This is a genomic window from Sphingomonas sp. Mn802worker (genome assembly GCF_000382485.1).
In the GTDB taxonomy this organism is placed as follows: domain Bacteria; phylum Pseudomonadota; class Alphaproteobacteria; order Sphingomonadales; family Sphingomonadaceae; genus Sphingomonas.
Map to the genome: position 1 here is coordinate 210845 of NZ_AORY01000005.1, position 25847 is coordinate 236691.

27 protein-coding genes and 1 tRNA gene are annotated in these 25847 nt (G+C 65.9%); 10 read left to right on the plus strand and 18 right to left on the minus strand.

The annotated features are described in order from the left end of the window. Nucleotides 1-25: 25 nt before the first annotated feature. On the minus strand, nucleotides 26-2371 hold the full coding sequence (locus tag SMN802W_RS0107905) for a GH92 family glycosyl hydrolase (protein WP_019516369.1): 2346 nt from the start codon (nucleotides 2369-2371) through the stop codon (nucleotides 26-28). A 115-nt stretch (nucleotides 2372-2486) separates the two neighbouring features. Here SMN802W_RS0107905 and uvsE point away from each other — a divergent pair, with 115 nt between their 5' ends. Then, on the plus strand, nucleotides 2487-3644 hold the full coding sequence (gene uvsE / locus SMN802W_RS0107910) for a UV DNA damage repair endonuclease UvsE (protein ID WP_026325895.1): 1158 nt from the start codon (nucleotides 2487-2489) through the stop codon (nucleotides 3642-3644). Nucleotides 3645-3690: 46 nt separating this feature from the next. On the opposite strand, the gene SMN802W_RS0107915 is transcribed toward uvsE, so the two are convergent. From SMN802W_RS0107915 to SMN802W_RS0107945, 7 genes are read right to left on the minus strand one after another with little or no spacing between them, the layout of a single operon-like run. Beyond that, a complete protein-coding gene (locus SMN802W_RS0107915; RefSeq protein WP_019516371.1) occupies nucleotides 3691-4674 on the minus strand; it encodes a UDP-glucuronic acid decarboxylase family protein in 984 nt (327 codons plus the stop codon). A gap of 11 nt (nucleotides 4675-4685) precedes the next feature. Then, the gene (locus SMN802W_RS0107920; protein ID WP_019516372.1) at nucleotides 4686-5768 is read right to left on the minus strand and encodes a CgeB family protein; all 1083 of its coding nucleotides are present in this window, start codon (nucleotides 5766-5768) and stop codon (nucleotides 4686-4688) included. Continuing rightward, nucleotides 5765-6853: a CgeB family protein gene (locus SMN802W_RS0107925; protein ID WP_019516373.1), complete on the minus strand. Its 1089-nt coding sequence runs from the start codon at nucleotides 6851-6853 to the stop codon at nucleotides 5765-5767. The genes SMN802W_RS0107920 and SMN802W_RS0107925 overlap by 4 nt, the downstream gene beginning before the upstream one ends. Beyond that, a complete protein-coding gene (locus tag SMN802W_RS0107930; RefSeq protein WP_019516374.1) occupies nucleotides 6850-7959 on the minus strand; it encodes a CgeB family protein in 1110 nt (369 codons plus the stop codon). Before SMN802W_RS0107930 ends, SMN802W_RS0107925 begins: the two co-directional genes overlap by 4 nt. After that, nucleotides 7956-9038 (minus strand): glycosyltransferase family 4 protein, encoded by a 1083-nt coding sequence (locus tag SMN802W_RS0107935; protein ID WP_019516375.1) that lies wholly within the window; start codon nucleotides 9036-9038, stop codon nucleotides 7956-7958. Before SMN802W_RS0107935 ends, SMN802W_RS0107930 begins: the two co-directional genes overlap by 4 nt. Then, nucleotides 9035-10117, minus strand: a complete 1083-nt coding sequence (locus SMN802W_RS0107940) for an SDR family NAD(P)-dependent oxidoreductase (RefSeq protein WP_019516376.1) — start codon at nucleotides 10115-10117, stop codon at nucleotides 9035-9037. The genes SMN802W_RS0107935 and SMN802W_RS0107940 overlap by 4 nt, the downstream gene beginning before the upstream one ends. After that, nucleotides 10114-11226, minus strand: a complete 1113-nt coding sequence (locus SMN802W_RS0107945; RefSeq protein WP_019516377.1) for an NAD-dependent epimerase/dehydratase family protein — start codon at nucleotides 11224-11226, stop codon at nucleotides 10114-10116. Before SMN802W_RS0107945 ends, SMN802W_RS0107940 begins: the two co-directional genes overlap by 4 nt. Before the next feature lie 194 nt (nucleotides 11227-11420). On the opposite strand from SMN802W_RS0107945, the gene SMN802W_RS0107950 reads away from it, so the two are divergent. Then, nucleotides 11421-12005 carry a histidine phosphatase family protein gene (locus SMN802W_RS0107950; RefSeq protein ID WP_019516378.1) on the plus strand — a complete coding sequence of 195 codons (585 nt, stop codon included), beginning with the start codon at nucleotides 11421-11423 and terminating at the stop codon, nucleotides 12003-12005. Here SMN802W_RS0107950 and SMN802W_RS0107955 read toward each other — a convergent pair. Then, on the minus strand, nucleotides 11989-12435 hold the full coding sequence (locus SMN802W_RS0107955; protein ID WP_051083533.1) for a DUF6165 family protein: 447 nt from the start codon (nucleotides 12433-12435) through the stop codon (nucleotides 11989-11991). The genes SMN802W_RS0107950 and SMN802W_RS0107955 overlap by 17 nt on opposite strands. Continuing rightward, nucleotides 12419-13345 carry a glycosyltransferase family 9 protein gene (locus SMN802W_RS0107960; RefSeq protein WP_156818776.1) on the minus strand — a complete coding sequence of 309 codons (927 nt, stop codon included), beginning with the start codon at nucleotides 13343-13345 and terminating at the stop codon, nucleotides 12419-12421. Before SMN802W_RS0107960 ends, SMN802W_RS0107955 begins: the two co-directional genes overlap by 17 nt. A gap of 153 nt (nucleotides 13346-13498) precedes the next feature. Here SMN802W_RS0107960 and SMN802W_RS0107965 point away from each other — a divergent pair, with 153 nt between their 5' ends. Continuing rightward, complete coding sequence (locus tag SMN802W_RS0107965) at nucleotides 13499-14314, plus strand: TIGR04290 family methyltransferase (RefSeq protein ID WP_019516381.1); 816 nt, start codon at nucleotides 13499-13501, stop codon at nucleotides 14312-14314. Next, the gene (locus tag SMN802W_RS0107970) at nucleotides 14311-15234 is read left to right on the plus strand and encodes a glycosyl hydrolase (protein WP_019516382.1); all 924 of its coding nucleotides are present in this window, start codon (nucleotides 14311-14313) and stop codon (nucleotides 15232-15234) included. The genes SMN802W_RS0107965 and SMN802W_RS0107970 overlap by 4 nt, the downstream gene beginning before the upstream one ends. Before the next feature lie 3 nt (nucleotides 15235-15237). On the opposite strand, the gene ygfZ is transcribed toward SMN802W_RS0107970, so the two are convergent. Further along, nucleotides 15238-15960, minus strand: a complete 723-nt coding sequence (ygfZ, locus tag SMN802W_RS0107975; RefSeq protein WP_019516383.1) for a CAF17-like 4Fe-4S cluster assembly/insertion protein YgfZ — start codon at nucleotides 15958-15960, stop codon at nucleotides 15238-15240. A 44-nt stretch (nucleotides 15961-16004) separates the two neighbouring features. Here ygfZ and SMN802W_RS0107980 point away from each other — a divergent pair, with 44 nt between their 5' ends. Further along, nucleotides 16005-17333 (plus strand): dihydroorotase, encoded by a 1329-nt coding sequence (locus tag SMN802W_RS0107980; RefSeq protein ID WP_026325898.1) that lies wholly within the window; start codon nucleotides 16005-16007, stop codon nucleotides 17331-17333. Nucleotides 17334-17384: 51 nt separating this feature from the next. Here SMN802W_RS0107980 and SMN802W_RS0107985 read toward each other — a convergent pair whose 3' ends face one another. After that, on the minus strand, nucleotides 17385-18140 hold the full coding sequence (locus SMN802W_RS0107985) for a DUF1134 domain-containing protein (RefSeq protein WP_156818777.1): 756 nt from the start codon (nucleotides 18138-18140) through the stop codon (nucleotides 17385-17387). 160 nt (nucleotides 18141-18300) lie between these two features. Here SMN802W_RS0107985 and SMN802W_RS0107990 point away from each other — a divergent pair. The 3 genes from SMN802W_RS0107990 (at nucleotide 18301) to SMN802W_RS0108000 (ending at nucleotide 20057) form a co-directional block, all read left to right on the plus strand. Further along, nucleotides 18301-18390: transfer RNA gene (locus tag SMN802W_RS0107990), tRNA-Ser, on the plus strand. Nucleotides 18391-18530: 140 nt separating this feature from the next. Next, nucleotides 18531-19247, plus strand: a complete 717-nt coding sequence (locus SMN802W_RS0107995) for a hypothetical protein (protein WP_019516386.1) — start codon at nucleotides 18531-18533, stop codon at nucleotides 19245-19247. A gap of 294 nt (nucleotides 19248-19541) precedes the next feature. Further along, nucleotides 19542-20057 (plus strand): hypothetical protein, encoded by a 516-nt coding sequence (locus SMN802W_RS0108000; RefSeq protein ID WP_156818778.1) that lies wholly within the window; start codon nucleotides 19542-19544, stop codon nucleotides 20055-20057. Between the two features lie 126 nt (nucleotides 20058-20183). Here SMN802W_RS0108000 and SMN802W_RS0108005 read toward each other — a convergent pair whose 3' ends face one another. Further along, nucleotides 20184-20909, minus strand: a complete 726-nt coding sequence (locus SMN802W_RS0108005) for an SDR family oxidoreductase (RefSeq protein WP_019516388.1) — start codon at nucleotides 20907-20909, stop codon at nucleotides 20184-20186. A gap of 148 nt (nucleotides 20910-21057) precedes the next feature. On the opposite strand from SMN802W_RS0108005, the gene SMN802W_RS0108010 reads away from it, so the two are divergent. Then, entirely contained in the window at nucleotides 21058-21954 is an 897-nt protein-coding gene (locus SMN802W_RS0108010) for an AraC family transcriptional regulator (RefSeq protein WP_019516389.1), read from the plus strand. A 470-nt stretch (nucleotides 21955-22424) separates the two neighbouring features. On the opposite strand, the gene SMN802W_RS16680 is transcribed toward SMN802W_RS0108010, so the two are convergent. Further along, the gene (locus SMN802W_RS16680; protein ID WP_443208627.1) at nucleotides 22425-23120 is read right to left on the minus strand and encodes a zinc-binding dehydrogenase; all 696 of its coding nucleotides are present in this window, start codon (nucleotides 23118-23120) and stop codon (nucleotides 22425-22427) included. Here SMN802W_RS16680 and SMN802W_RS18740 point away from each other — a divergent pair. After that, nucleotides 23010-23288 (plus strand): hypothetical protein, encoded by a 279-nt coding sequence (locus tag SMN802W_RS18740; RefSeq protein ID WP_238560145.1) that lies wholly within the window; start codon nucleotides 23010-23012, stop codon nucleotides 23286-23288. The genes SMN802W_RS16680 and SMN802W_RS18740 overlap by 111 nt on opposite strands. Nucleotides 23289-23496: 208 nt before the next feature. Here the strand turns inward: SMN802W_RS18740 and SMN802W_RS0108020 are convergent, their stop codons facing one another. The 4 genes from SMN802W_RS0108020 to SMN802W_RS0108035 are packed head-to-tail and all read right to left on the minus strand — an operon-like array spanning nucleotide 23497 to nucleotide 25738. Further along, entirely contained in the window at nucleotides 23497-23961 is a 465-nt protein-coding gene (locus SMN802W_RS0108020) for a hypothetical protein (protein WP_019516392.1), read from the minus strand. Between the two features lie 23 nt (nucleotides 23962-23984). Continuing rightward, nucleotides 23985-24857 (minus strand): SDR family NAD(P)-dependent oxidoreductase, encoded by an 873-nt coding sequence (locus SMN802W_RS0108025; protein WP_019516393.1) that lies wholly within the window; start codon nucleotides 24855-24857, stop codon nucleotides 23985-23987. Then, entirely contained in the window at nucleotides 24850-25485 is a 636-nt protein-coding gene (locus SMN802W_RS0108030; RefSeq protein WP_083925663.1) for a cupin domain-containing protein, read from the minus strand. Before SMN802W_RS0108030 ends, SMN802W_RS0108025 begins: the two co-directional genes overlap by 8 nt. Nucleotides 25486-25489: 4 nt before the next feature. Beyond that, the gene (locus SMN802W_RS0108035; protein WP_019516394.1) at nucleotides 25490-25738 is read right to left on the minus strand and encodes a hypothetical protein; all 249 of its coding nucleotides are present in this window, start codon (nucleotides 25736-25738) and stop codon (nucleotides 25490-25492) included. Nucleotides 25739-25847 lie beyond the last annotated feature (109 nt).

Sequence of the window (25847 nt, forward strand, 5' to 3'; positions counted from 1 at the left end):
GCGCGCTGCGGCCGGATGCGGGCGCTCAGCGCTTGACCGAGGCGGAGAAGGGACGCGCGTGTTTGTCGGTCGCCCATTTGTAATTGGGCTCGGCCGACATGGCGAAGCGGAGTTCGCCGCCCGCCACGATCTCGGCGTGGGTCAGATAGCTCCGCTCGAGCGGGCGGCCGTTGAGCATGACGGCGCCGATGTACGGGCGCGACTGGCCGAAATTGTCGGCGACGATCGTGAAGCGCTTGCCGTTCGGCAGGTCGAGCGCGGCGCGGCGCACGAACGGGCGACCGATTGCATACTCCAGGCTGCCCGGCGTCACCGGATAGAAACCGAGCGCGGTGAAGACGAGCCACGCCGACATCTGTCCCAGATCGTCGTTGCCGGCGAGCCCGTCGGGCGTCGGCTTGTATTGCGAATTGACGATCTGCGTCAGCCGGTATTGCGTGCGCCATGGTTGCCCTGCGTGATCGTAGAGATAGGCGACGTGATGGCTCGGTTCGTTGCCGTGGATGTATTGGCCGATCAGCCCGGCGATGTCCTCCGCGTGGGAATAGTCGAGCTTGGAATTGTCATAGTCGAACATCTGGTCGAGCTTGGCGACGGCTGCCTGATCGCCGCCCATCGCCTCGAACAAGGCGGCCTGATCCTGCGGCACGAACCACGAGTACTGCCACGCATTCCCCTCGGTATAGTCGGAGCCGTAGTTGATCGCGGTTGGATCGAACGGCTCGCGAAACGATCCGTCGGCCTTGCGCGCGCGGACGAAGCCGGTCTTTGAGTCAAAGGTGTTGCGCCAGTAACCGCTGCGCGCGTCGAACCACGTCGCCACGTCGTCACGCCCCATCGCGCGCGCCATTTGCGCGATCGTCCAGTCGTCATAGGCGTATTCGACCGTCTTCGACGCCGCCTCGGGCTCGTGATCGATCGGGATGTAGTGGAGCACCGGCAGGTCGGCGAGCCCGCCGTAGGGCGCGTAGGTCGCGCTCTTGATCATCGCGGCGAGCGCCTGCGTCGCGTCGAACCCGCGTATGCCTTTCAGATAGGCGTCGGCGATGACGGGTACCGCGTGATAGCCGATCATCGTCCAGGTCTCGCGTCCCTGGAACTGCCACACCGGCAGGATACCGTCCGGGCTAACCTGCTGGCTGGCGATCAGCGAGCGGATGATCTCAGAATTGACCGCGGCCGGCTGTATGAGCGTGAGGAGCGGATGTTCGGCGCGGAACGTGTCCCATAGCGAGAAGGTCGAGCGCTGCATGTACCCTTCCGCGCGGTGGACCTGATTGTCGGGGCCGCGCCAGCGCCCGTCGACATCGCTCGTCACCGACGGCGCGATCAGGCTGTGATATAGCGCGGTCATGACGTTCTTGCGCATCGACACGTCGCCATCGACGTCGAGCACGCCGAGCGCCTGTCTCCACGCCGCCGTCGTGGATTTGCGCACTGCATCGAAGCCGACGCTCTCCGCCTTCAAGTTCGCGATCGCGCCTTCCTCGTCGACGCTCGAGATCGCGACGGTGACTTCGAGCGGCTTGTCGAGCTTGCCGAAGTCTAAGCGCCCGACCAGCGCGCGCCCGCTCCGCTCGGCGAGCCGGTCGCTGCCGCGCCCCGGCCCTTGAAACCCCTTGTAGGTCACGTCGGTCTCGGTGCTGACGAAGGCGTGACTGGTGAGCGGCCGCGAGAAGCGCATCGCGAAGAACAACTGCCGGTCGGGTGCCCAGCCGCGTGTCTGACGGCTACCGGTGATCGTGCCGTCGGGGCGCAGGCGGATCGACGACCAGAGCGTCTTGCCGGGGTAATTGTAGAGGCCGGAGCGCAGGTCGAGGATTAGATGCGCCTCGTCGCCGCTGCGAAAGGTGTAGCGGTGGACGCCGACGCGCGTGCCCGCGGTCAGCTCGGCGCGAACGTGCGCGTCGTCGAGCTGGACCGAGTAATAGCCGGGGGTCGCCTGCTCGTTCCGGTGCGAGAAGCGCGAGCGATAGCCCGAGCCCGGCTGTTTCGCGTCTCCGGGTTCCAGCTTTACCGCGTCGGCCGCACCAATTGCGGGCATCAGCAGGAAGTCGCCCAAGTCGCTGTGCCCCGCGCCCGAGAAATGCGTGTGCGAGAAGCCCTGGATCGTCGGGTCCTCGTAGCGATAGCCCGCCGCGTGCGAATAGCAGTCGCGGATGATGCAGGTCGTGTCGGTGTCGGGCGACAGCTGCACCATGCCGAACGGCGCCACCGCGCCCGGAAAGGTATGCCCCTCCCCGCCCGTACCGATGAACGGGTCGACCGCGGCGAGCGGATCGGCCTCACGTTGCGCGAGGGCCGGCGTGGAGAACGATGTCGTCAACGACAGGGCGAGAAGCGCGGACAGGCAGCGGCGGGCGAGGGTCATGCCGCCCCTTGTGCCTTGCGCGACGCACGCGGGAAAGATGTTGTCGCACCTGGGTGCGCGCAACATGCGGGCGCGGCGGCGCGTTAGCTGGTTCAATCAGCACGAGTAGATCACGATGACCGACCCTGCCCGCCCGATGCGCCTCGGCTTTCCCGTCAAGGTGATGGGCAAGCCCGGCTTCAAAAGCAACGACACGCGGCGCTGGCAGAAGAATCCGCATCTGAAATGCTCGCTGGAAGAGGTGTCGAAGATCCTCGACTATCTCGCCAAGGAAAAGCTCGACATGTACCGGCTGTCGTCGGACTTGGCGCCCTACGCGACGCACCCCGACATGCCGCAGTTCCACAACATGGTGGCGGAGAGCGACGCCGATCTCGCCGCGTTCGGGAAGAAGGCGCGCGAACTCGACATACGGCTGTCGTTCCACCCGTCGCAGTACGTGCTGCTCAACAGCCCCGACGCGGCGTTGACGGAGAAGAGCATCTGGGACCTATCGAGCCAGGCGGAAATGCTCGACCGTATGGGGCTGGACGACGAGGCGGTGATGATCACGCACGTCGGCGGCGTCTACGACGACCACGACGCGAGCCGCGCGCGCTGGATCGAGGGGTGGGAGAAATGTCCCGAGCACGTCCAGCGCCGGCTGGTGCTGGAGAACGACGACATCCGCTTCTCGGCCGCCGACGCCTTGTGGATTCACGAGCGGACCGGCGTGCGACTGGTGTTCGATTACCAGCACTTCTGGTGCCTGAACCCCGAGCGGCTCGACATGCGCGACACGTTCGAAAAGTTTCTAGCGACCTGGCCCGAGGGCGTGCGCCCGAAGATGCATTTCTCCTCACCCCGCACCGAGATGCGCGAGGTGAAGCAGAAAATCACCGCGAAACAGCGCGCAAGCGGCAAGACCACGAAGAAGGGCGAGCTCACCAAGGCGCCGGTGAAGGCCAACGCGCGGGTGAAAACGGTGCTGCGCCCGCCGATCTGGACCGGACACGCCGACTTCACCAACCCGTTCGAGTTCGCGACCTTCATGCGAATGGCCGAGGGGCTGGTCTTCGACGTGATGATGGAGGGTAAGTCGAAGGACGTGAGCCTGCTGAAGCTGCGCCCCGACCTGCTGCGTTTCGCCCCCGACGTGGCGGCGCGCTTCGGCATCTATCCCGAGGACGCCGACGCGCTGGCGGCGGATGAGGCGGAACTCGACGACGGCGTCGACGCGGACGAGACGCCCGACGTAGATGAGGGGGACGCGATGCTTGAGGCGGCGGAGTAACCCGCTGCCGGGCGAGAGGCGGCGGAGTGATCCGCCACCCGCGCAATCATTCCGCTGCTTCGCGCACCGCCATTTCCGCACCGACTTCCTCCGCGAACCATTCGGCGGTCATCGGCAGCCCCTCGCTCAAGGGCACGCGCGGTGACCAGTCGAGCACGTCTCGCGCGCGGCTGATGTCGGGTCGCCGTCGGCGGGGGTCGTCCTGCGGCAGCGGCGTGTTCACGACCTTGCCCGCGTGCGGCACCAGTTCCAGCACCATGTCGAGCAGTTCGTTGATCGTGAACTCGTCCGGATTGCCGATGTTGACCGGCTCCGTTCCGTCGATGTCGCTCTCCATCAGCGCCATCAACCCGCGTACCATGTCGGACACGTAGCAGAAGCTGCGCGTCTGCGTGCCGTCGCCGTGGACGGTGATGTCGCGGCCCGTGAGCGCCTGGCAGATCAGGTTGGAGACGACGCGCCCGTCATCGGGGTGCATGTGCGGACCATAGGTGTTGAAGATGCGCGCCACGCGCACCTGGGCGCGACCCATCCGCGCGAAGTCGAACGTCATCGCCTCCGCCGCGCGCTTGCCCTCATCGTAGCAGGCGCGAGGACCGGTGCAGCTGACCCAGCCGCGATAACCCTCGACCTGCGGATGCACCTCGGGGTCGCCGTAGACCTCGCTGGTGGAGGTCAGCAGGAAACGTGCGCCGGTCTTTTCGGCTAGGCGCAGCAAGTGGTTGGTGCCGACCACGTTGGTCAGCATCGTGTGTTCAGGATCAGCCTGATACTGCGGCGGCGACGCGGCGCAGGCGCAATTATAGATGCGCGTCAGGTTGGGCGCTTCCGTCACGCTCGCGGGCAGCGCGTTGACGATGTCCGCCTCGACGAAGGTGAAGTTCGGCAGGTCCTCGAGCAGCTTCAGGTTCGAGGGCCGTGCGGTCTGCAGATTGTCGAGGCAGATGACGCGGTTGCCGGCGTCGCTCAGCGCGCGGCACAGATGCGACCCGATGAAGCCCGCGCCCCCGGCGACCAGAATGGTGTCCATGTTCTTCTCCCTCATGCCGTTACGCGCTCGCGGATGCGCGCATGTTCGGCGGCTTCGTTCAGGTGGCGCTCGAGCTCTGCGGCCCGGTGCGCGGCGGTATGTTCGGCGAGCACGCGCGCGCGTCCCGCCTGTCCGATCTGTTCGAGATCGCGGCGGCCGAGCGCGGCGAGCATGTCGGCGCAGGTATCGACCAGCAGGATTTCGCGTCCGTCGCCCAGCAGCTCCGTCAGCCCGTCCCAGCGATCGGAGATGATCGGCGTGCCGCACGCTGCCGCCTCGAAGATCCGCACCGAGGGCGACCAGCCCGCCGCGATCATGTCGGCGCGAGTTACGTTCAGCGTCGCACGGCTTGCGCCGTAGAAGGCGGCGTGCTCGGCAGGTGGCAGATGCTCGATCCGCTCGACATTGTTGGGCCACTGGATCGTGTCGGGGTATTGCGGACCCGCGACCGCAAAGCGGCGGCTGGGCGCGGCGCGCGCGACGTAGAGCAGCAGGCGTTCGAGCGTCGGCTGGCGATCGTCGCTGTAGGTGCCGAGATAGGTCAGGTCCCACTTCTTCGGCACGTCGAGCGGCACGTAGGCGTCTGCGTCGACCGAGCAGTAGAGCGCGCGCGCCATCGGCGAGCCGTAATGCTCCTCCAAATGGGTGAGCGTCGGGCCGCCGGTGAACGACAAATAGACGTCGTAGCCGGGGATGACGGCGGGGGAGAGATACTCGAAATCGCCGCGCGCCAGCTTGGCGAGCGTGACGGGCGTGTCGATGTCGTAGAAGGCGGTGGTGCCTTCCGCCCATCCCTGCACGAGCCTGCCGACCGCTACCCCGTCGGGAACGTAGCTGCCGACGATCACCGCGTCGGCCTGCGCGATCTCGTCCCGCCAGTCGGCCAGATGATCGAGATCGCGGTAGTAATTGAGCCGGCACCAGTCGGGATCGACGAGGTCGCGGTGCGCGCCGGCGTACCACGGCACCTCGCGTTCGAGGAACACGACCTCGTGCCCGCGCGCAGCATAAGCCTTCAACAGCGCGCGGAAGGTGGTGGCGTGGCCGTTGCCCCAGGACGAGCCGAGGCTGAGGCCGAGAACGACGAGCTTCATGCCGGCGTCACCTCACGCGCCGCGTGGACCTTGAACAGCGCGTCAACCTGTTCGCCGCGCAAATCGTAGGTGTGTTCGGCGAGGACGCGCTTGAGCGCTGCCTGCCCGATCGCTGCCGCGCGCTCTGTCGTGAGCGCCGACAGGTGATCCGCCACGTCCTGCCCGTCGCGCGCGACCAGCACTTCCTCGTCGGGCTTGAGGAAAAGCTCGATCCCTTCCCACGCGTCGGTGATGAGGCAGGCAGCGGCGCCCGCGGCCTCGAACACGCGCGTGGCGGGGGAGAAACCGATGTGCGCCATCGAGTCGCGCGCCACGTTCAGCACCGCGCGCGGCGTGCAGTTGAACGCGTTGTGCTCGGCGGTGAAGACGTGGCCGCGGTGACGCACGTTGCCGGGCATCGCCTTCGTGTCCCAGCCGTTGCCGCCGATCAGGAACTGCTGGTCTGCGAGGAGCGACGCGGGGCGCAGGAAGAACTCCTCCACGCGCGCCTCACGATCGGGCAGGCGATTGCCGAGGAATGCAAGGTCGCAGGCGAAGCGCGGGTCGGGGTCGACCGGGTAATGCGTCTGCGGATCGAGCGCGTTGTAGACCGGCACGCAGTCCTTCGCGCCGAACCCGGTGTAAGCGTCGACGACGGGTGCGCCGCCGCCGTAGGTCAGCACCATGTCGAGGCCCGGGAGCGCGGCGCGTACCGGATGACTCGCGTCGGCGCGCATCTCGTCGAGCGTCGCGGCGGCGTCGACGTCCCAGAAGATCTTGAGCGCGTGCGGGTTCGCATTCGCGATCACGCCTTCGAGCAGCTCGGCGTCGAACACGCCAACGCCGTTCGCCTTGACGACGATGTCCGCAGCCCCAGCCTCCGCCAGCACGCCGCGCATCGCATCGACGGTGGCCGGGTAGACGACGACCTTGGCGTATTCGGGCGGGTCGATGTCGCGGTGCTGCTGGCGATCGAACGCGTCGGGTTCGTAGAAGGTGATGTCGTAGCCGCGCTCGCCGAGCGCACGCAGGATGCCGCGATAATAGGTCGCCGCGCCGTTCCAGTAAGACGACAACAGGCTCGATCCGTAGAAAGCGATCTTCATGCGGCAACTCCCACGCCAGGGTTGGTGCCCAACGTGTCCAGGATGGTCATCAATTCGTCGACGCGGTGCGCGCAGGTGTGGCGGGCGCGGATCGTCTCGATCCCCGAGGCGATCAGCGATTGCCGCAGGTCGGCGTCGTCGCGGATGCTACGCAGCACGTCCGCCATCTGCTCGCCGTCGGTGGCGTAGAGGAAGTCCTGCCCCGGGCGAAACAGCCCTTCCGCGTCGTCCCACGGCGCGCTGGCGAGCGGAATGCCGCAGGCGAGCGCCTCGAACACGCGGATCGTCGGGATGCCGGGCAGGATCGTACGGTAGTAATTGCGCGGCACGTGGACGGTAGCGAGCGCCCGCGCAAAGATCTCGGGTGCGCGCGCATTGGGTGCCCACCCGTGATAGCCGGCACCGTAGCGCGCGAGCATCGCCTTTGCCTCGTCCGGGTAGCGGACGCCGTAGATGTCGAGTGGCAGCCGTCCGACCTGCGCGGGGCGGAGGAGGTAATCCTCGATCTCGCGCGTGCGCTCGCCGTCGCCCCAGTTGCCGATCCATACGACGCCTTCACGGGCATCGCTGTCGAGTGGATGGAAGCGGCGCGTGTCGGCGGCCTCGTGCCACGTCCACACGCGCTTGCCCCAGCCGCGTGCGCGATACTGTTCCGACAGCGTCTCGCCGAACGCGAGGACGCCGTCGTAACCCGACAGGTCGTACGCATCCATCTCATGGGCCGCACTGACGATGCGGTGGTGCGTGTCGTGGAACAGCAATGTCCACGGCGCGCCCCCTTTGCGCAGGCGACCTACCTCGGCGACCAGATCGTGCGCGTTCCACTCGTGGACGATGACGAGGTCGGCGCCGTCGACCATCGCCGCTACATCATCGCCGGGCGCGTAGCTCGCGGACGACAATTCGGGATAGGCGCGGGTATAGGGCGCGAGTGCGTCCTCGCCGCCATCGGCGAGAAGGTTCTGCAGGCTCCAGCTGTCCGCCGGCTCCCACGCACGAACGTCGTGACCGCGCGCGATCAGTTCGGACAGCACGCCGCGGACGAAATGCGCGTTGCCGTGGTTCCAGCATGAGGCGAGACTGTGGGTGAAATAGACGATCCTCATGCCGCCGCCCGCTTCTCGGGTGCAGCCGCGCGCGCGTAGATCGCCGCCATGCCGCGCGCGTTGGCGGCAGGGGTGTAGCGCGCGGCGCGGACGCGGGCGCGCTCGCCCGCCTCGTGGCGTCCAACCGGGTCGGCGGCGAGCGCTTCGATCGCGAGCGCGAAGCCAGCGTCGTCGCCGGCCGCGACGAAACGCGCCGCGCCGTCCCACAATTCGCGAAACGTCGGAATGTCGGACAGCACCAGCGCGCAGCCCGCCGACGCGGCCTCAAGCACCGCGAGCCCGAACGGTTCGTAGCGCGCGGCCGACGCGAAGATCGGGCGCGACGACAGCTGTCCGGCGACGCCCTCATCCGACAGCGCGCCGAGCGTGTGCAGGTGCGCGAACGCGACCTGCTCGCCGTTCGGTCCGGCAAGCGGTCCGGCAGCCTTGAACGGCAGCGACATGCGCGCGGCGGCGCGGTCGAGCGTTGCCACATCCTTGCCGCGATCCCACAGACGCCCGGCGGTGAACGCGAAACCCGCCATCTCGCCCGACGCCGTTATCGCACTGCGGCCGTTATGCACGACGTGCGGGCGACGCGGCAGCGCATAGAGGCGCGCAAGCGTGTCGGCGAGTGCGGCCGAGGGGCAGACGCTCACGTCGGAGCGGGCAAGGCCATCGCCGGTCAGCGCCGCCTGCCACGCGAGATCGGCCGGCAGCGGGCCGTGCTCGACCGCGTCCCACCATGACGCGACGCAAGAGTGCGCGACCGCGACGACCGGCATCGCATAGTCGGCAAGCGCGAAGGCGGGCTGGTTCACCTGCACCACGTCGGCGCCGTGCAGCGCGGCGATGCGGGCGAGCGCGTCGGCGGTGCGTCGCACCTCGCCCGCGTGACGCGCAAGCCAGTCGAGCGGCAGGCCCGTCTCGGTCACGTCGATGCCGAGCGCGGCGGCACGGTCGCGTTGCGCCGATGACAGCGCAGGCCCGAGCACCGCCAGATGCGCCTCGACCCCCATCGGGCTGAGCGCAGCGGCCAGTTCGAGCGCGTATTGCCACACGCCGCCGACCGCATCCGCCGTCATCAGCAGACGCGTCACGCAGCGACCTCGACCGGGGCGGCGGCATGTTCCGTGCTCAACCAATCGGCAAGACGTGCGACCCCGTCGCGCCAATCAACGCGGCGCTTGAGCCCGAGCGCTTCCTCCGCCGCGCGCGTGTCGGCGACGAAGTAGCGCTGGTCGCCCGCGCGCCAATCGTCGTGGCGCACGTCGACCGAGCGGCCGGTCACCTCGGCGATATGATCGAGCAGGACACGCAGGCTGACGGCATTGTCGGGCCCGCCGCCCAGGTTGAACGCGCGGCCCTTGACCTCGTCGATCCGCGCCCAGGCGGCGAGATAGGCGTCGACCGCGTCCGACACGTCGAGGATGTCGCGTACCTGGCAGCCGTCGCCGTAAAGCGTGATCGGCCGGCCCTTCAGCGCACTGATCAGGAAATGCGCGACCCAGCCCTGATCCTCGGTCCCCATCTGGCGCTGGCCGTAGATGCAGCTCATCCGCATCACCGCGCTGCGCAAACCGTAGCTGCGCGCATAGTCGAGCACGTACTGGTCGGCCGCACCCTTCGACACGCCGTAGGGGGTGTGGAAATCGAGCGGCCGCGCTTCAGAAATGCCGTGTGCGCGCACATCGGCGTCGACGGGCACGTACCGATCGCCCTCCAGCGCGAAATCGAGGTCGGTCAGGTCGCCGTAGACCTTGTTGGTCGACGCGAAGATGACGGGCGCTTGCGGAGCGTGATGGCGCACCGCCTCCAGCACGTTGAGGGTTCCTGCAATGTTGGTCGCAAAATCGTCCATCGGGTCGGCGAGGCTGGTGGTGACCGCGACCTGTGCGGCGAAGTGGAACACCGCTGATGCGCCCTTGACCGCCTCCGTGACCCGCTCCGCGTCGCGTACGTCGGCCTCGACGAAGCGGACGCGATTGCCGTGGCGGCTGCGCAGCCAGTCGAGGTTGCGGCGCACGCCCGCGCGCGCGAGCGCATCGTACACGATCACGTCGCGTCCGCTCTCCGCCAGTCGCCACGCGAGATTGGCGCCGATGAACCCCGCGCCGCCGGTGACGAGGACCGGCCCCGCTCCTGTCTCGCTCGCGTCAGCCGCCCCCCCGGACGTCACGCGACCAGCCCGCGCTTGTCGAGTTCGGCGCGCATCTTCTCGACCTTGTCCTCGGCGGTCTGCTGCGCGACCCAGTCGGCGAGCACGGCGAGACCGGCCTGGAAGTCCTGCGTCGCCTCGAATCCGAGCTGCTCGCGCGCAAGCGACGTGTCGCAGAAGCAGTGGCGGATGTCGCCGATCCGCGCCTTGCCGACCACCTGCGGCGAGATGTCGTTCTTGCCCATCGCCTGCGCCAGTTCAGTCGCAACCTCGCGCACCGAGCGGTGGTGGCCCGAACCGATATTGAACGTGCCGCCGGCCGCTTGCGGCAGCGTCAGCGCATCGGCGAAGGCGCGCGCCACGTCGGAGACGTGGACGAAGTCACGCCGCTGCTCGCCATCCTCGAAGATCATCGGCTGCTGGCCGTTCAGCAGCCGCGAGGCAAAGATCGCGAGCACGCCGGTGTACGGGTTCGACAGCGCTTGTCCGGGGCCATAAACGTTGAACAGCCGTAGACAGACGCCCTCCATGCCGTAGGGCGCGGCCATGATGTGGGTGGTGCGCTCCTGCACGTATTTGTTGAGCGCGTAGATCGATGACAGATTGGGACGCTTCCACTCCGGCGTCGCGACGGCTTCGAGCGGTCGGCCCTCCGCGTCGACGGGCTCCCAGTTGGTCAGGCCATCACGCAGGCCTTTGCGCTCCGCATCCTGCACCAGCTTGCCATCCGCGTCGCGGTACAGCCCCTCGCCGTAGATCGACATCGACGAGGCGGTGACGACGCGGCGCACCGGTTGGTCGATCAGCTTTTCAAACAGCACCGCGGTGCCGACATCGTTGGTCGAGGTGTAGCGCTCGACCTCGTACATCGACTGACCCACGCCGACCTCGGCCGCGAGATGGACGACGCTGTCGACGCCCTGCAATGCCTTTGCCACCACGTCGCCGTTACGCACGTCGCCGCGGATCAGCTCGACCTCGTCGTTGAGGAGCGGCGGCCGCTCAACATCGCCGTGAACCTGCTCGATCAAACTGTCGAGCACGCGCACCTTGTTGCCGCGCGCGAGCAGTTCATCCGCGACGAAGCGCCCGATGAACCCCGCGCCCCCCGTGATCAGCACCGTTTCCATATATTCTCCCACCCCGGTCAGTGTCGGTGGGCGAAAACGACATTGATCTGGATCAACGACGCGGCACGGCCACCAACGCCATACAAGAAGAAGAACATCTTCTACTTAGCTTTGTTCCGAAAAATTGTTGCATGCTCGCAACTTTTTTCCTCGATCGTGGTTGCAGCCGGCTTGCCGCTCGCCGACGAGGGATAATGACCCGTACGATATTGCTCGCCCGTCACGGTGTCCACGCCGAGGTCGGCCATATCCTGAGCGGTCGCTCGGAGATCGCATTGTCGCCCGATGGTCACGCGCAGGCCGAGCGACTGGCCGCGTGGCTCGATCGCACGCCGCTCGCCTCGATCCACGTCAGCCCACGGGCGCGGACGCGCCAGACTGCCGAGCCGGTCGCTCGCCGACGCGGCCTCACGCCGGTGATCGCCCCCGCGCTCGACGAGATCGACTTTGGTACGTTTACGGGTCAGTCCTTTGCGGCGCTTGGAGACGATCCTGCATGGACCCGGTGGAATGCGGAGCGAGACACAGCGCGCTGTCCGGATGGGGAGACGATGTCGCAGGCGGTGGAGCGCGCGTGGCGCCACATCCATACCATTCCGGCAAGCGACGCTCCTGCATTGTGCGTCACCCACTGCGACGTGATCCGCGGGGTGATCGCATGGCATTTCGGCCTGCCGTTCACCGCCATCTACGGCGTCGACTGCGATCCGGGCTCGGTCACGACGCTCGAGCTGAGCGACACGGGCACGCGGCTGGTGGCGCTCAACGAGCGGCCATGAACATCGGCACCTGCTGCACGGCGGCCGGCACCGCGTGCATGTCGGCGTAGCTCTTTTCCTCGATCAATTCCGAGCCGAGTTGCAGGTTGATCGCACGCTTGATGCCGGCGCGTTCGTCGTTCTTGTGATAGACCGCGCGGGCGAGATGGACGAACTCGGCACCGAACGTGCCCGCGGCCTCCTGCTCACGGATCGCGTCCTCGATCTCCCACAGATCCTCGTTAACCGCCTTCAGCGTCGCATAGAGCGGTGCAATGCCGTCGCTGCGAAGCGCCATGTCGCCGAATTCGCTCAGCAGCCGGTGCTCGTTCGCGACATTCGCGCGTGCGTCGGCGCGGACGATCCGCTCGCACTTGATCTCGAGGATGCTGATCTTGTCGAGCAGCTCGCCCCAGGAAACGGGAACCATCGGGCTAACCTTGGACGCCATATACCGCTCCTTCGTTGATTTGGTGGGTTCGTGTGTCGAGCGCGTCCGCGATCCTCGCGACAACGCCGGTCCAGTCGCCGGCGCGTGGCTGCACGAACAGGCGCATCGTCGGGTACCACGGCGTGTCGGTGCGATCGGGTGACCAGCGCCAGTCGGGTTCGGCCTTGAGCATCAGCCACGTCGGACGCCCGAGGGCGCCCGCCAGATGCGCGATCATCGTGTCGACGGTGATGACGAGCGAGCACGCGGCGATCAGCGAGGCGGTGGCATTGATGTCGAACCGGCAACCGGCGGAATTGAGGACTGGGAGGTCGGTCGGCTCGGCGACGAGCGACAGGCAGCGGCGACCGGCGCATAAAGGCGCCAGCAACGTCGCGGGCACGCGGCGATCGTGGTCCCAGTCGCCGGCGGAATAGCACAAGCCGATCGTGTTCGCGGGCAGCGCGGCGGGGCTGGCGTGCAGATAGGGCGCGCGCGCGTCTTCCGGCGTCACGCGCAGCGCCTGCGGCAGTTCGGTGATCTCAATGTCGCACGCGGACGGTTTCGCCGGGCGGGCGTGGTCGAAGGCGAGCAGCCGGTCGACGCCTGCGATCCCGCCGAGCAGGCCATGCAGCCGCACCGGTGCCTCGACCGTCACCGATCGTGCCCGGCGGGCAAGCAGCGGCAGGAAACGCGCGAACTGGATCGTATCGCCCAGCCCGTGATAGCAGCGCACCAGCACGTCCTGGTCGTCGAACGCGCGCCCGTCCCATACCCAGCGGCGGTGGTAATCGACACGTGGATCGTCGCGCTCGGCCAAACTGCGCCCGGCGATCACCGCCTCGCCGATCGCGAACGCTGCCGCGTAATCGCCGCGCCGCATCGCCGCGGTCCACGGGTCGACATCGGATCGAGGGGCGGCTTCTACCATCCATCGCTCAATCCTCAGCTGTCTGCACGAGTTCCGTCGTTGCGCATGCGTAATGCAATAAGCTTTGTTGCTTACCGCCCGGAACGCGGCCAAACGACGATTGTTGGCGCAAGGATTACCAAAGCGCGATCACGCGTCATCAAGGGGGCTCGATTGACCGATATCGAACAACGCGACGATGCGCGTGCGGCATTACGCGAGGAGGTGCGCGCGCTGGCGCCGTGGTTCCACAACATCGATCTGGGGGGCGGGCTCCACACCGCGCCCGAGCATTTTCTGGGCGACTATCCCAATTTCAAGTTCGCGATGTTCCGCGACTGCGTGCCCGCCGACCTGACCGGGAAAACCGTGCTCGACATCGGCTGCAACGCCGGCTTCTACTCGATGGAAATGAAGCGTCGTGGAGCGGCACGCGTCGTCGGGATCGATTCGGACCAGCGTTATCTGGCGCAGGCGCGCGTCGCGGCGCGCGCGCTCGGGTTTCAGGATTCGGTCGAGTTCCGCAACCTGTCGGTCTACGATGTCGCGAAGCTGGGCGAGCGGTTCGACCTCGTGATCTTCATGGGCGTGCTCTACCACCTGCGCCACCCGCTCTTGGCGCTCGACCTGATCCGTGAGCATGTCGCGCGCGACCTGATGCTGTTCCAGACGATGCAGCAGGGCTCCACGCAAGTGTCCGACGTGCCGGAGGATCACCCTTTCTTCTTGCCCGACAGCTATACGCCGCCCCCGTACTTCGACGAGCCGGGTTATCCCAAAATGCATTTCATCGAACGCAGGTTCGCGGGCGACTGGACCAATTGGTGGGCGCCCAACCGTGCGGGATCGATGGCAATGCTGCGCGCGGCGGGGTTCGAGATCGTGGAAAGCCCACAGGACGACGTGTTTCTTTGCCGCGCCACCGACGTGCCTTATGCGCAATTCGGTCCGGCTGCGGTCTATCCGGCCAATGAAGGGGTGAATGCGTGATCGAAGCGGCGATGATCTGGAACGAGCCGAACAACAAGTCGCACTGGGACCCCGAGGTCGATCCCGACTGGTCGAAGTTCGCCGACACCGTCAGCCGCACCGGCGCCGCGATCCACGCGGTCAATCCGGGCGTGACGCGTGTATTGGGCGGCATGTCGCCGATCGATCCGATGTGGGTGAAGCGGCTTGAGGGGCACGGCTGCCTGGACGCCGTCGACGTGCTGGCGGTGCACGGCTTCCCGCTCGACTGGAACCTGTGGTCGATCCACGAATGGCCCAACAAGATCGCGGAGATAGAGGCGGTTACGACCAAGCCCGTCTGGGTGACCGAGGTCGGCGTCGGATCGTTCGGCGCGGAGGAAGTGCAGGTGTTCGGGGTCGAGAAGACCGCCGAGCTGCTGATTGGCCGCGTGCCGCGCATCTATTGGTATTCGCTGTTCGACCTGCCGCAGGAATGGGGCGCGACGACGCGCCACCGCGAAGCGGAAGGATCGAGCTACTACCGCCATTTCTACATGGGGCTGATCCGCGCCGACGGCACGCCCAAGCCGTCGCTCGACTCCTATGCCAAGGTGGCGGGCGAGATGGGACTGATGCAGTGGTTCCATTATCACGATCCGCGGCTGGACGACGCGGTCGAGTGGATGAAGCGGCTGGGCACCAAGAAACTGCGCACCGGTTTGTCATGGGCCGACAGCTTCCGCCCCGACGCGATCGGCTGGTTCGACCGGCAGATGGAGGCGCTGCAGGATTTCGACACCACCGTCACCTTCTGCTTCACGCCCGAGCATTTGGGCATCCAGCCGCACCATTCGAGCGCCGCGCGCGAGCCGCAGGCATTCGCCGATTTCTGCGCGCAGATGATCGAACGCTACGCACCCAAGATGGCGACGCCGGTGAGCGAAACGGTCGCGGCTTGACGATCAGGCGGTGGTGTCGGGCGGCACCACCGCATTGCCGAGGTCCTCGGCGCGGCGAACGGTGACCATGACGCCTAGTTCCGGGTAAGCGATGCGCCGCTTCGGATCGGTCACGTCGTCGGGGGCGACCGCCAGGCGTCGGCTCACCTTGCTGCGGTGGTGCATCCGCGCGGTGTTCTCCTGACCGACATAGCAGCCCTTGGTGAAGCTGAGGCCGTTCAGCTCGCGCGCATTGGCCTCCAGCCACAACGTCTCACCCGAGCCGAGTTCGGCCAGCCCTTCCGTCACGCCGAGCGACAGGCGATGCGCGTGCCAGCCGGTCGCGGGCGCGTTCGGCGGCGCGATCCAGCGGTTGCCGAGCGTGGGCGACCGCGGATCGGGCGACGCGCCGGCCACGGGCTCGCGCGACCAGTGCACCGCCAACGCTTCGTCGCGCGCGATCGATATCACACGACGCAGGCGATAGATCGACAGGCGTCGTGCCAGCGCGTCGGCCTGTTCGGCCTCGACATCGAGCAGCACGTCCTCGCCGTCCGGCCACATGATGAAGTCGAACAACGCCTTTCCCTGCGGCGTCAGCAGCGCGGCATAGGCGGGTAAGTGCCCCGTATCGTTCGTGACCAGCCCTTGCAGAAAGCCGCGCACGTCCTCGCCGGACACGCGCAACACCGCGCGGTCGGTCAGGGTGGTGCCAGCTGGCGCGGTCGTCGGGGTGGCATCGCTCATGCCCCCGAGTTAGGGAGGCGCCTCACGTGACGAAAGGGCTGGCGATGGCGACCTGTGACCTGAAACTGACGGGCGGCACCGTTCACACGCCGGGTGGTCCCGTGCGCGCCGATTTAGGCGTGTCAGGCGGACGCATCGTCGCGATCGGGAGCATCGGCGACGCCGGCCGCACGATCGACTGCACCGGGCTCGACATCCTGCCGGGTGTCATCGACACGCAGGTCCACTTCCGTGAACCGGGCCTCGTCCACAAGGAGGATCTGGAAAGCGGCAGCGTCGCCGCCGTCATGGGCGGCGTGACGGGCGTGTTCGAGATGCCCAACACCAAGCCCAACACCGACAGCGCGGAGGCGATCGCCGACAAGCTCGCGCGCGCGAAGGACCGGATGTGGTGCGACCACGCCTTCTACGTCGGCGCGACGCACCACAATCCACAGGCGCTCGCCGAACTGGAGCGGATGCCGGGCACCGCAGGCGTCAAGATTTTCATGGGTGCGTCGACCGGCGACCTGCTGGTCAGTGACGACGCCACCTTGTCGCAGGTGCTGGCGCACGGCACCCGCCGCGTCGCGATCCACGCCGAGGACGAGGACCGGATGAACGCACGCGAAGGCGAGCGCGTGACCGGCGATGCGTCCTCGCACCCCGTCTGGCGCGACGACGAGAGCGCGATCCTCGCCACGCGCCGAATCCTTGGGCTGGCGCGTGCGGCGGGACGGCGCATTCACGTGCTCCACGTGACGACCCCGGCCGAGCTCGAACTGCTGGGGCAGAACAAGGACATCGCCACCTGCGAGGTGACGCCGCAGCACCTGACGCTGGCGGGCGAGGAAGCCTATCCGCGGCTCGGCACGCTGGCGCAGATGAACCCGCCGATTCGCTCGGGCGCGCACCGCGATGGCTTGTGGCACTGGCTCAACCAGGGCGTGCCCGACGTGATCGGCTCCGACCATGCGCCGCACACGCTGGAGGAGAAGTCGAAGCCCTACCCCGCTTCGCCCAGCGGGATGCCGGGGGTGCAGACGCTGCTGCCGCTGCTGCTCGACCATGCGGCGAACGGGCGATTGACGCTCCAGCGCGTGATCGAGCTGACCAGCGCAGGCGCGCAGCGCATCTTCGGGATCGTCGGCAAGGGGCGCATCGTCGCCGGCTACGACGCCGACTTCACGGTGGTTGACCTCAAGAAGCGCTGGACAATCGAGGACCGCTGGCTCGCCTCGCGCAGCGGCTGGTCGCCGTTCACGGGCATGGAGCTGACCGGCAAGCCGATCGGCACGATCGTGCGCGGTCAGGTCGCGATGTGGGAGGACCAGCTCGGCGAGCGTGCGCAGGGCGCGCCGATCCGCTTCGAGGCCACCGCGTTCGGGCGCTGAGCCTCCGTCACCGTCAACCGGCGCGGCACCTGTTGCGCCGCGCCGTCTGCCTCAGAACGGCATCCACTTCGACTTCTCGCTGAACTTCATCCAGCCGACGTTGACGCCCGCGCGCCACCCGACGCCGAGCCGCACCGGGATCAGCACCACATTGCCCCGACGCAGGTAGGTCGCAGCGAACCCGCCGACGAAATAAAGCCGCCCCTCTGCACCCGGAAAGCGCTTGAACAGCTCCTGCGTGTCATAGAGGTTGTAGACCAGCACGAAGACCTTGTTGGCGTCGCCACCGACGTCGAAGCCGACCGACGGACCGGTCCAGTAAACCGGGCGCTGCCCCTCGACCTTGTGCGTCATGATCCCCGAGCCATAACGAAGCCCCAGGATGAACGCGCCCGACGCCTCGCGCCCGGCGATATAAGCGTTGGGCTCGCCCTGTTCCTTCAGGATCTTCTCGATGATCGACGCAAAGCCTTCCGCGCCCTTGCCGAACACATCCTCGCCCGCGCCGATCAGGTCGTCGCGCTTGAACGTGTCGGCAGCCGCAGTCGTCTGTGTCGGATCAACCGGCGCGCCGCTGCGTGCGGTGTTGCCCGTCACCGTCGCGCTGGAGGCAGGCGGCGGCGTCGCCGGCGCATCGGGATAACGTGGCGAGGTGTCGCGCGGCGCTTCCTGTGGGCCGCGAACATCGGCGTCGATCGCGGCGTTCGGATCGATCGAGCGCACCTGCGCTAGCGCCGGTCCGACCTGCATCCCTGTGATCGCCACCACGGCGATGAGGTTTCCGAACCCACGCATCCACTTACCCATGACACTCTCGCCCCATCGCCCGTTATCGCAGTGTATCCGCGGCGCGCCTGTCCCGGCAATGAACGTTCGACGGTGCGGCACGATTTCACGTCTGATCGATACGCAACGCCGGTTGATCACGCCCCCATGCCTCGCTATAGCCCGCCTTCGCGCCGCATCCGGAGACGTGGGTGAGTGGCTGAAACCAACGCTTTGCTAAAGCGTCGTACGGGAAACTGTACCGAGGGTTCGAATCCCTCCGTCTCCGCCATTCCATAGATGTAGCTGTTTCAGATCGTGCTATTTTTCTAGTTTAGGTGTGCCCGGCCCCACCTGTTCGATCACCTGAAAGCTGATCCAGCCGTACGTGTTTTCTTTTTCACGTACAGCCCAACTGTCGGCTTCAGCGACGTGCTCGCGCCCGTTGTGAACGCAGCAGCGCTCGAGCGCAAAACACGTCGTTTGCTGAAGAAGGCCGACCTCGAGGGCTTATGTGCGATCGAGTTCGACGTGCTAGCGAAAAAGTTGGACGGTGAGGACGTACGGCGCCTCATCATGCACGTGCACGGCATTGTGTGGACGCGCGATCATGCCTTCAAGCCCACAGTCATGAGCCAAGCGCTGTCAGAGCTGTCTGCAAACGCCAATCCGCTCGGCATGCCGGGCGTGTTGTTTCAATCCCGTGCGATGGCCAGAACGCACGCGAAGCCCGACGCCGCGCACTGGGAGGCGGTGAACAAGCACCCTGAGCGCGATCAGACAGCGCGGTCGATGGCGTGGATGGCGCAGTATATGCTCAAGTCACCTACTTACGCAAAAAACGTGTATGTGGGTCACGACGGCCGCTTGAGAAGCCGCTCGGACAAGGGGCATTTTAGTTTGAAGTTGGTGTTGCGCCTGTACGAACTTTGGACGCACTTTCATCCTGAACGAGCTGTGTTTGCAATCGGTGAAGAAGCTAATCGCTTCCGCATCGCTTATCGCTCGATCATTCGCGCGGCGTACGGCAGCCAAGGAGACGCTCAACAGCGTAAGCGTGACCGGGTTCGTTGGAGCAACGCGTGGCACAGCTACTTCGCGCAATATTCTGAGCTGAAGATGCAACCATCAACCGTGAAATTCGACTGAGAACCGGTTTGATGCACCACGCGGCTCATCAGGCGGCGTGGTGACCTTTTCCGCCTTTTACAACGAGTGCGCGTAATAAGCATCTACGCTTGAGCTCCGACAATTGGATCATACGCAGCAGACCTGAGCCTTCGCTTTGATGCTGTTTGCAGGTGCGAGCCAGTGAGACCCAAAGTCAGTCACTCAAGGTGCCCTTCCCGCGTTCAGATTTCTGCCGTACGCTCACCTTGCCAAAGGCATATCGTCCACGGCGGATCTGCACGAGGGAACGGTTGGCATAGGAGGGAGATCCGCTTGCAACATTCCGTGTCGCAGCGGGTGCTCTCTGTACGGCCGCGCCCACTGAGCGTACCCTTCGAGATCATCAGCTTCAGCGGAAGTATATTCATGCGTCTAGCTATCGTTGTCGGCCTGTCGGCTACCCTTCTCTCCGCGCCTATAATGGCCGCGTCCAAGGTCGAGCGGTGGACGGCGACTAGCAGCACCGCAATGGGGATCACCGGCGACATCGCGCTTTCCCCAACTCGGCTGGTCGCAGCCGGTAAGGCATTCTCGCTCGCTGTCGCGGCTGACATCACGAACTTCGCCACCAACGAAGGGCCGCAAGCGGCAAGGATCCTGCGTGTCACGCGGCCGATCAATCCAATCCTGAAAAATGGCAACAAGCTGTGCGGTACGGCGGTGAGATGGATCGCGGTCTATCATAGCGATCGCGGCAAAAGCCTGAACATGGTGGCGTTCACAGGCAAATCGCGGCCAAATGGCGAGAGGGGTTCAGACCTTTGTGGAACGTTCCTCTACACGCGTTGATCGGTACCACTGACCCAGAAGCCGTCAAATCAGCCTCTCTTCTAGGTGCCTCATAGCTGCCGCTCGTTCATCGGAAAGAACTAAGGGTTTGGGCGCGCCGGTTACAGCACCAGCACGCCCAAGCGCTCACATGTCCGCGGCCGTGGGTCGGATGATCACCTCGTTGATGTCAACGCCCTCGGGCTGTTCGAGCGCGTAGCGGACGGCTCGCGCAATGGCGTCTGGGGTCAGCGACTTCTTGCGCCATCCGGTCAGCGCCGTTGCGACGTCGGGATCGGTGATGTCGTGTCCCAGTTCGGTCGCAACCACACCCGGCGAGATCAGGGTGGAGCAAATTTCGTCATGCTCCTGCCGCAGTCCCTCGGTGATCGCGCGCACCGCATGTTTGGTGCCGCAATAGACGGCCGCAGTCGGCACCACCATGTGCGCGGCTACCGAGGCGACGTTGACGACGTGCCCGCTGCCTTGCGCCAAGAACCGCGGCAGCACCGCCGCGATGCCGTTCAGGACGCCGTGAATGTTGACGTCGATCATCCTCTTCCACTCGTCACGCTTGACCGCAGCCAGTGGCGAGAGCGGCATGACGCCAGCGTTGTTGATCAGCACGTCGATGCGCCCGAACCGCGCTTCGGCAGCCTCGACGAACGCGTCGAAGTCGGCGCCGTCGGTGACGTCGAGTTCGCGCCAGGCAACGGTTTCTCCCAATTGCTCCGCCAGCGCCCTTAACCGCTCTCCGCGGCGCGCGCCGATGAACAGCCGGGCACCGGCTTTCGCGAGTTCGCGCGCGGTTGCCTCGCCGATCCCGCTCGAGGCACCGGTGATGAGGACGACCTTGTTGATGCTTCCTGCCATGATGCGATCCTTTCGTTGCGGTGACGGCAGACAGATGGTCCAATGCCCGTGGCGTGCGGTAGAGCGATCGTCCGAATGGCTTGCACGATCCTCCAAGGTCGAGGCCGAGTGCTTGCCCCTGCCCTTCGATTGGGAAAGAAAGGTCGGCATGAACCGGATCGCGGAACTCGCCACCGTCATCGATCGGCACATCGTGGGCACCGGTATCTGCACCACGGCGATACCGCATGTTTCGCTGATCCGCGCCGACGCGCCGAGCACCCCCACGCCCGCGGTCTACGAGGCCTCGATTTGCCTGATCGCCCAGGGGTCGAAGCGTGTGTCGATCGGGGAACACAGCGTCGTCTATGACGCCGCCCATTATCTTCTCGTCTCGGTTGACCTGCCCCTGGTCGGCCATGTCCTCGATGCGAGCCCAGAGCAACCTTATCTCTGCTGCAAGGTCGATCTCGATCGCGCGATGCTGGCTGATCTCATGGTCAGTGAGGGTGGCGCGGTGCCTCGGACAGACTTGCCCGTGCTCGGCGTCTATCCAAGCGATCCGGATCTGGTCGACGCGGCGTGCCGGCTGGTTGCGCTGCTAGACCGGCCCGAAACGATCCGCCCGCTCGCACCGCTCATCGAGCGCGAGATCCTGTATCGACTACTCACCGGTCCGCACGGCCCGATGCTCCGACACGTCGCGACCGCCGGCAGCCACCTTAATCAGGTCAGCCGCGCGATCGCCACCATCCGTCATCGTTTCGATGCGCCGATCCGGATCGACGACGTTGCCGCCGAGGCGGGCATGAGCCCGTCATCGCTCCACGCGCACTTCAAGGCGATCACGCGCATGACGCCGTTGGAATTCCAGAAGCAGTTGCGGTTGCAGGAGGCAAGGCGATTGATGCTAGCGCAGGGCGCTACGGCGAGCGCGGCAGGCTTTGCCGTTGGCTACGAGAGCCCGTCGCAATTCAACCGTGAATATAGGCGTCTTTTTGGCGCGCCTCCCCGTACGGACATCGAACGCCTTCACGCCACGCCCGAGGCAGCTATGGCGCTCTAACGAGAGCCGAGCTGCGTGCGACCCTTAGCTTTTCTTGTCGAGCCTTAGCTACGCTAAGACCCACTTCCGGCCGTTCGAAAGGCAAGTTTGCCGCTCCAGCTTCGGACATTCGATCATCGGTTGCAGTATGCTCTTACTCCTTCCTCTGACACTCTCCGGCATCGTGCGCCGAAACATTGAGATCCTAAGCTCTTTCGCTTCTGTGGCTCGACGGGAAGCATGACGATGTTGGGATTGATGTAGGCGAGGAAATGGCGGCAAGGGGAAGCGCTCGCATATGAGCACGATCAGCCGGATGACGAAGGGTGAGGAGCTGAAGCGCCGCAGGAAGTAGGCGGCTTGGCTCCGGATAAGGCATTTGGCCATGCTATCAGCCGGAATAGGCGCCTGCCACCTTGGTTCAATAGCACCCCGATCAGAAGGTGCCTGTTTCCTCTCCCGTTGGTGATCAGGATGGTCAGCCGATGGATCTAGATTGTCAGCACAACTTTCCCGCCCCCGCCGTTCTCTAGAAGCTCATGCGCCGCTCGAGCCTCACTAAGCGGCATGCGCCGGTTGATCGGCAGCACGAACTTGCCGTCGCGAAGATCGTCGGCGAACTCACGAAGCTTTGCGGGGTCTGGCTGCGCAAAGACCCGACTGATCTCGATCAAAGCATGCTTGGCGGCGTCCTCTGGCAGCACCGAGGTATAGCCGAACCGACCTCCTGCCTTGACCTTCCTGAGGAGCCTCGCCGCCGTGTCACCGCCCACTGTGTCGGCAACGCCGTCGACTTGAGAGAGCGCAGCCAGCGCGTCCTCGTCGTCAATCGCGACGGTCGCCGACGCGCCGAGGCTGTCCGCTTCCGCGATCTGACGCCCTCGGACGCCAGCGATAACGGTGGCGCCGAGCTTCATCGCCGAATGAACGGCCGCCCGCCCGACGCTGCCAAGCGCACCACTGACCAGGATCGTCTGGCCCGCCATGGCCTGCGTCGCGACCCGCACGAGCTGGTCGCCCGTCATCGATACCAGCGGCAGTGCCGCCGCATCGATCGGATCGACGTCGTCAGGCAGATGGGTCACGAGCTTACCCGGCACCGCCACCTGCTCGGCATAGGTCGCATCGGTGAGTGCGATCGTGCGATCGCCGACGACGACGTGGCGAACGTCGCGTCCGACCGCCAGTACCGTGCCACTGACGTCCTTGCCGAGAATGGCGGGCAGCTTGAGCGGAAGTCTTTCTGCCGCTTACCCGAGCGGATCTTCCAGTCGATCGGGTTCACACTGGTTGCAACCGCAGCGATCAGCACGTCGTCGGCGCCAATGACGGGATCGGCGACGTTTTCATCATAGTCGAGGACCTCAGGACCACCGTATCGGTGAATACGTACCGCTCTCATCGCCTGCCCTCAAAAAGCTTAGCCTATCGCCTAACGCGCACCGCCGTATGGCGATGCGCGCTAGGCGGGTTTACCGTCATCTATCTTGTCGGAGGCGCACCGCTTCGCCCGCACCGATCACCCTCGCGGCAGGGTCGTCCTTACCGTTTGATCCACCGCGATCACGCCTTGGCAGCGAGCTTCGCGCCCGCTGCCGTCGCGATACCGAAGGCAACATGGTTGGCGGCGTGCATGCCGATGGTGCCGGCGTCCGCCTGCCACTCAGGCTTCTTCACGCCCAGGAGTGGTCCGGCGATCCAATGCATGGCGGCGTAGAAGGCGAGTCCAAAGGTCACGCCGGACGGGATCACGCCGGCGTCCTCATCTACCGTCGCCGCGAACACCGCGCCTGCTGCCGCGGAGAGCAGCAGATGGCCGCCCTGGATGAATGCCTGCTCGGCTGCATCGGGCAGGCGCTCCGCCCGAGGCACAGGGTGAACTCCGAACCGGCGTGCGCTTGTGCGCTCAAGATCGGCAAGTTCAGACGGCTTGCCGCTCTTTCGCTCGCCTGCGATCATCAGCGCGGTGATCCTAAGTCCGGCGACGAGCCCGCCCGCGATCGCGCCGGCCATGCGCATTCCGTTCATCTCGCTCTCTTTCTCTCTCACCATCAGGCCACGCCGTGCGCGCTGTCGCCGCCGGTCACCGAGTAGGTGCCGCCGCTCGCCATTCGCGCCGCGTCGGAGGCGAGGAAGACGACCATCGGCGCGACGTCCGCTGGGTCAATCCACGGCACGCCGAGCGGCGTCTTGGCAATCATCGCCTGCCTAGCTAGTTGCTCATCCTTCGCCTCGTCCCCGGTCGGCTGCTTGCCGCCGTCCTCTATTGCCTGAGCGTATCGGTCCTCGTGCCGGGTCAGCGCGGTGTCGATCAGCCCGGGGATCAGGGCATTGACGGTGATGCCATACTCGCCGAACTCCAGCGCGGCGGATTTCATGAGCCCGATGATCCCCCATTTCGACGCAGAATAGGCCGCGCCGTGCTTGGTGCCGTGCTGCCCCTGCGTCGAGCTGGTGACGATGATCCGGCCGTGGCCTGTCACCTTCGCGCGGTCGCGGATCGATGGAGCGAAAGCGCGCACGGCATTCATCGTGCCGGTCAGGTTCACATCGATCTGGTCGTGCCAATCCTGGTCCTCCATCTCCAGAATCGGCTTGAACGCCTGGATGCCGGCGTTGGCGAACAGAATGTCGATCGTCCCGAAGGTCTCGACGACCTTGCTAGCGGCCTCGCGGAGCACCGGCAGATCGCGCTGATCGAGCGTGATTGCCAGCCAGCGCCGCCCCGTCGCTTCGATCACGCGGCCGGTCGCGCAGAGTTCCTCGGGCGTAGCGGCCGCCAAGTCGAGAATGGGGCTGACCGGCCCCGCGATGTCGATCCCGACAACGTCGGCACCAGCCTTTGCGAGCGCTTCGGCTGCGGCCCGGCCAATCCCTCTCGCCGCGCCCGTCACCACGGCTACCTTGCCTGACAGATCAGCCATTCGCCGGCTCCTTGTTCTTGGATGCGATCACAACGCGATCGGGGTTTTTAGGGATGGCCTTGAACGTGTCGGCCGGCACGCCGAAGATCGCGCCAAGTACGTCGGGCGGGATCGCTGACAGCGATTCCACCAGTCCAATGTCGTCGTCGGGCTCGGCCACGCTGGTGTTGAAAACGATTAGAACAACGAGGTCATCGGTTTCGCTGGCGTTCTCAAAATAGTGGAGATGACCCTGCGGCGCGAAGACAAGATCGCCCGCCTTGCCCTCGAACGCGTCGCCGGTGCCGCCCGGCCCAACCAGGCTCCAGCGAACCTTACCCGAGACGACGAAATTCATTTCCCAGGCAGACGGGTGCCAGTGCGGCTCGCGCACGCCACCGGGCGCGAGACGCGCGAGATATACCGACCCCTGCTGCCCCTTCAGGACCGACCAGTTATCCGCCACAGCACCGCGCAGGTCGCCACCGTCGAAGCGGCTCGGCGCTGCCCCCGCAAGGTGGAACAGGTGCTGATGTGTGGGGTCAGCTCCGCCACCATCCGTCATTGCGAAGCTCGGCTTGCCGCCGGGTTTGCTGGCGGCGTGATGCACCGCGGCGTTGTCGGCCGCCTGCGTGTCGAGATCGTCCATCTGCTCAGCGCCGCCCGATGCGGACGGCCGCGAACGCGACCGGCAGCGGCTGCCCGTTCTCGACCTTGCCGGGCCAGGAAGCGGCATTGGCGAGCGTCGAGGCGATCGCATGCTCCTCATCGGGGCTGTCGACCGGAAGCACGAACTCCTGCCCGCTCGCCGGCCCCTGCGCCGGGTCAAAGCGGCAAATGGTGACGTCGAATTTCGACAGTTCGTCCGCGCTCCGGATGGGCTGTAGTGCCGAGGGCGTCATGCAGCCTCCACCATCTCGCGTGTCGTTGAGGCCTTGTCGATGGCGCAAACGGTGTCCACCCCAAAACTCATTACATCGGTCGCCATCGATCTCTCCTGTTCCAGCGGCG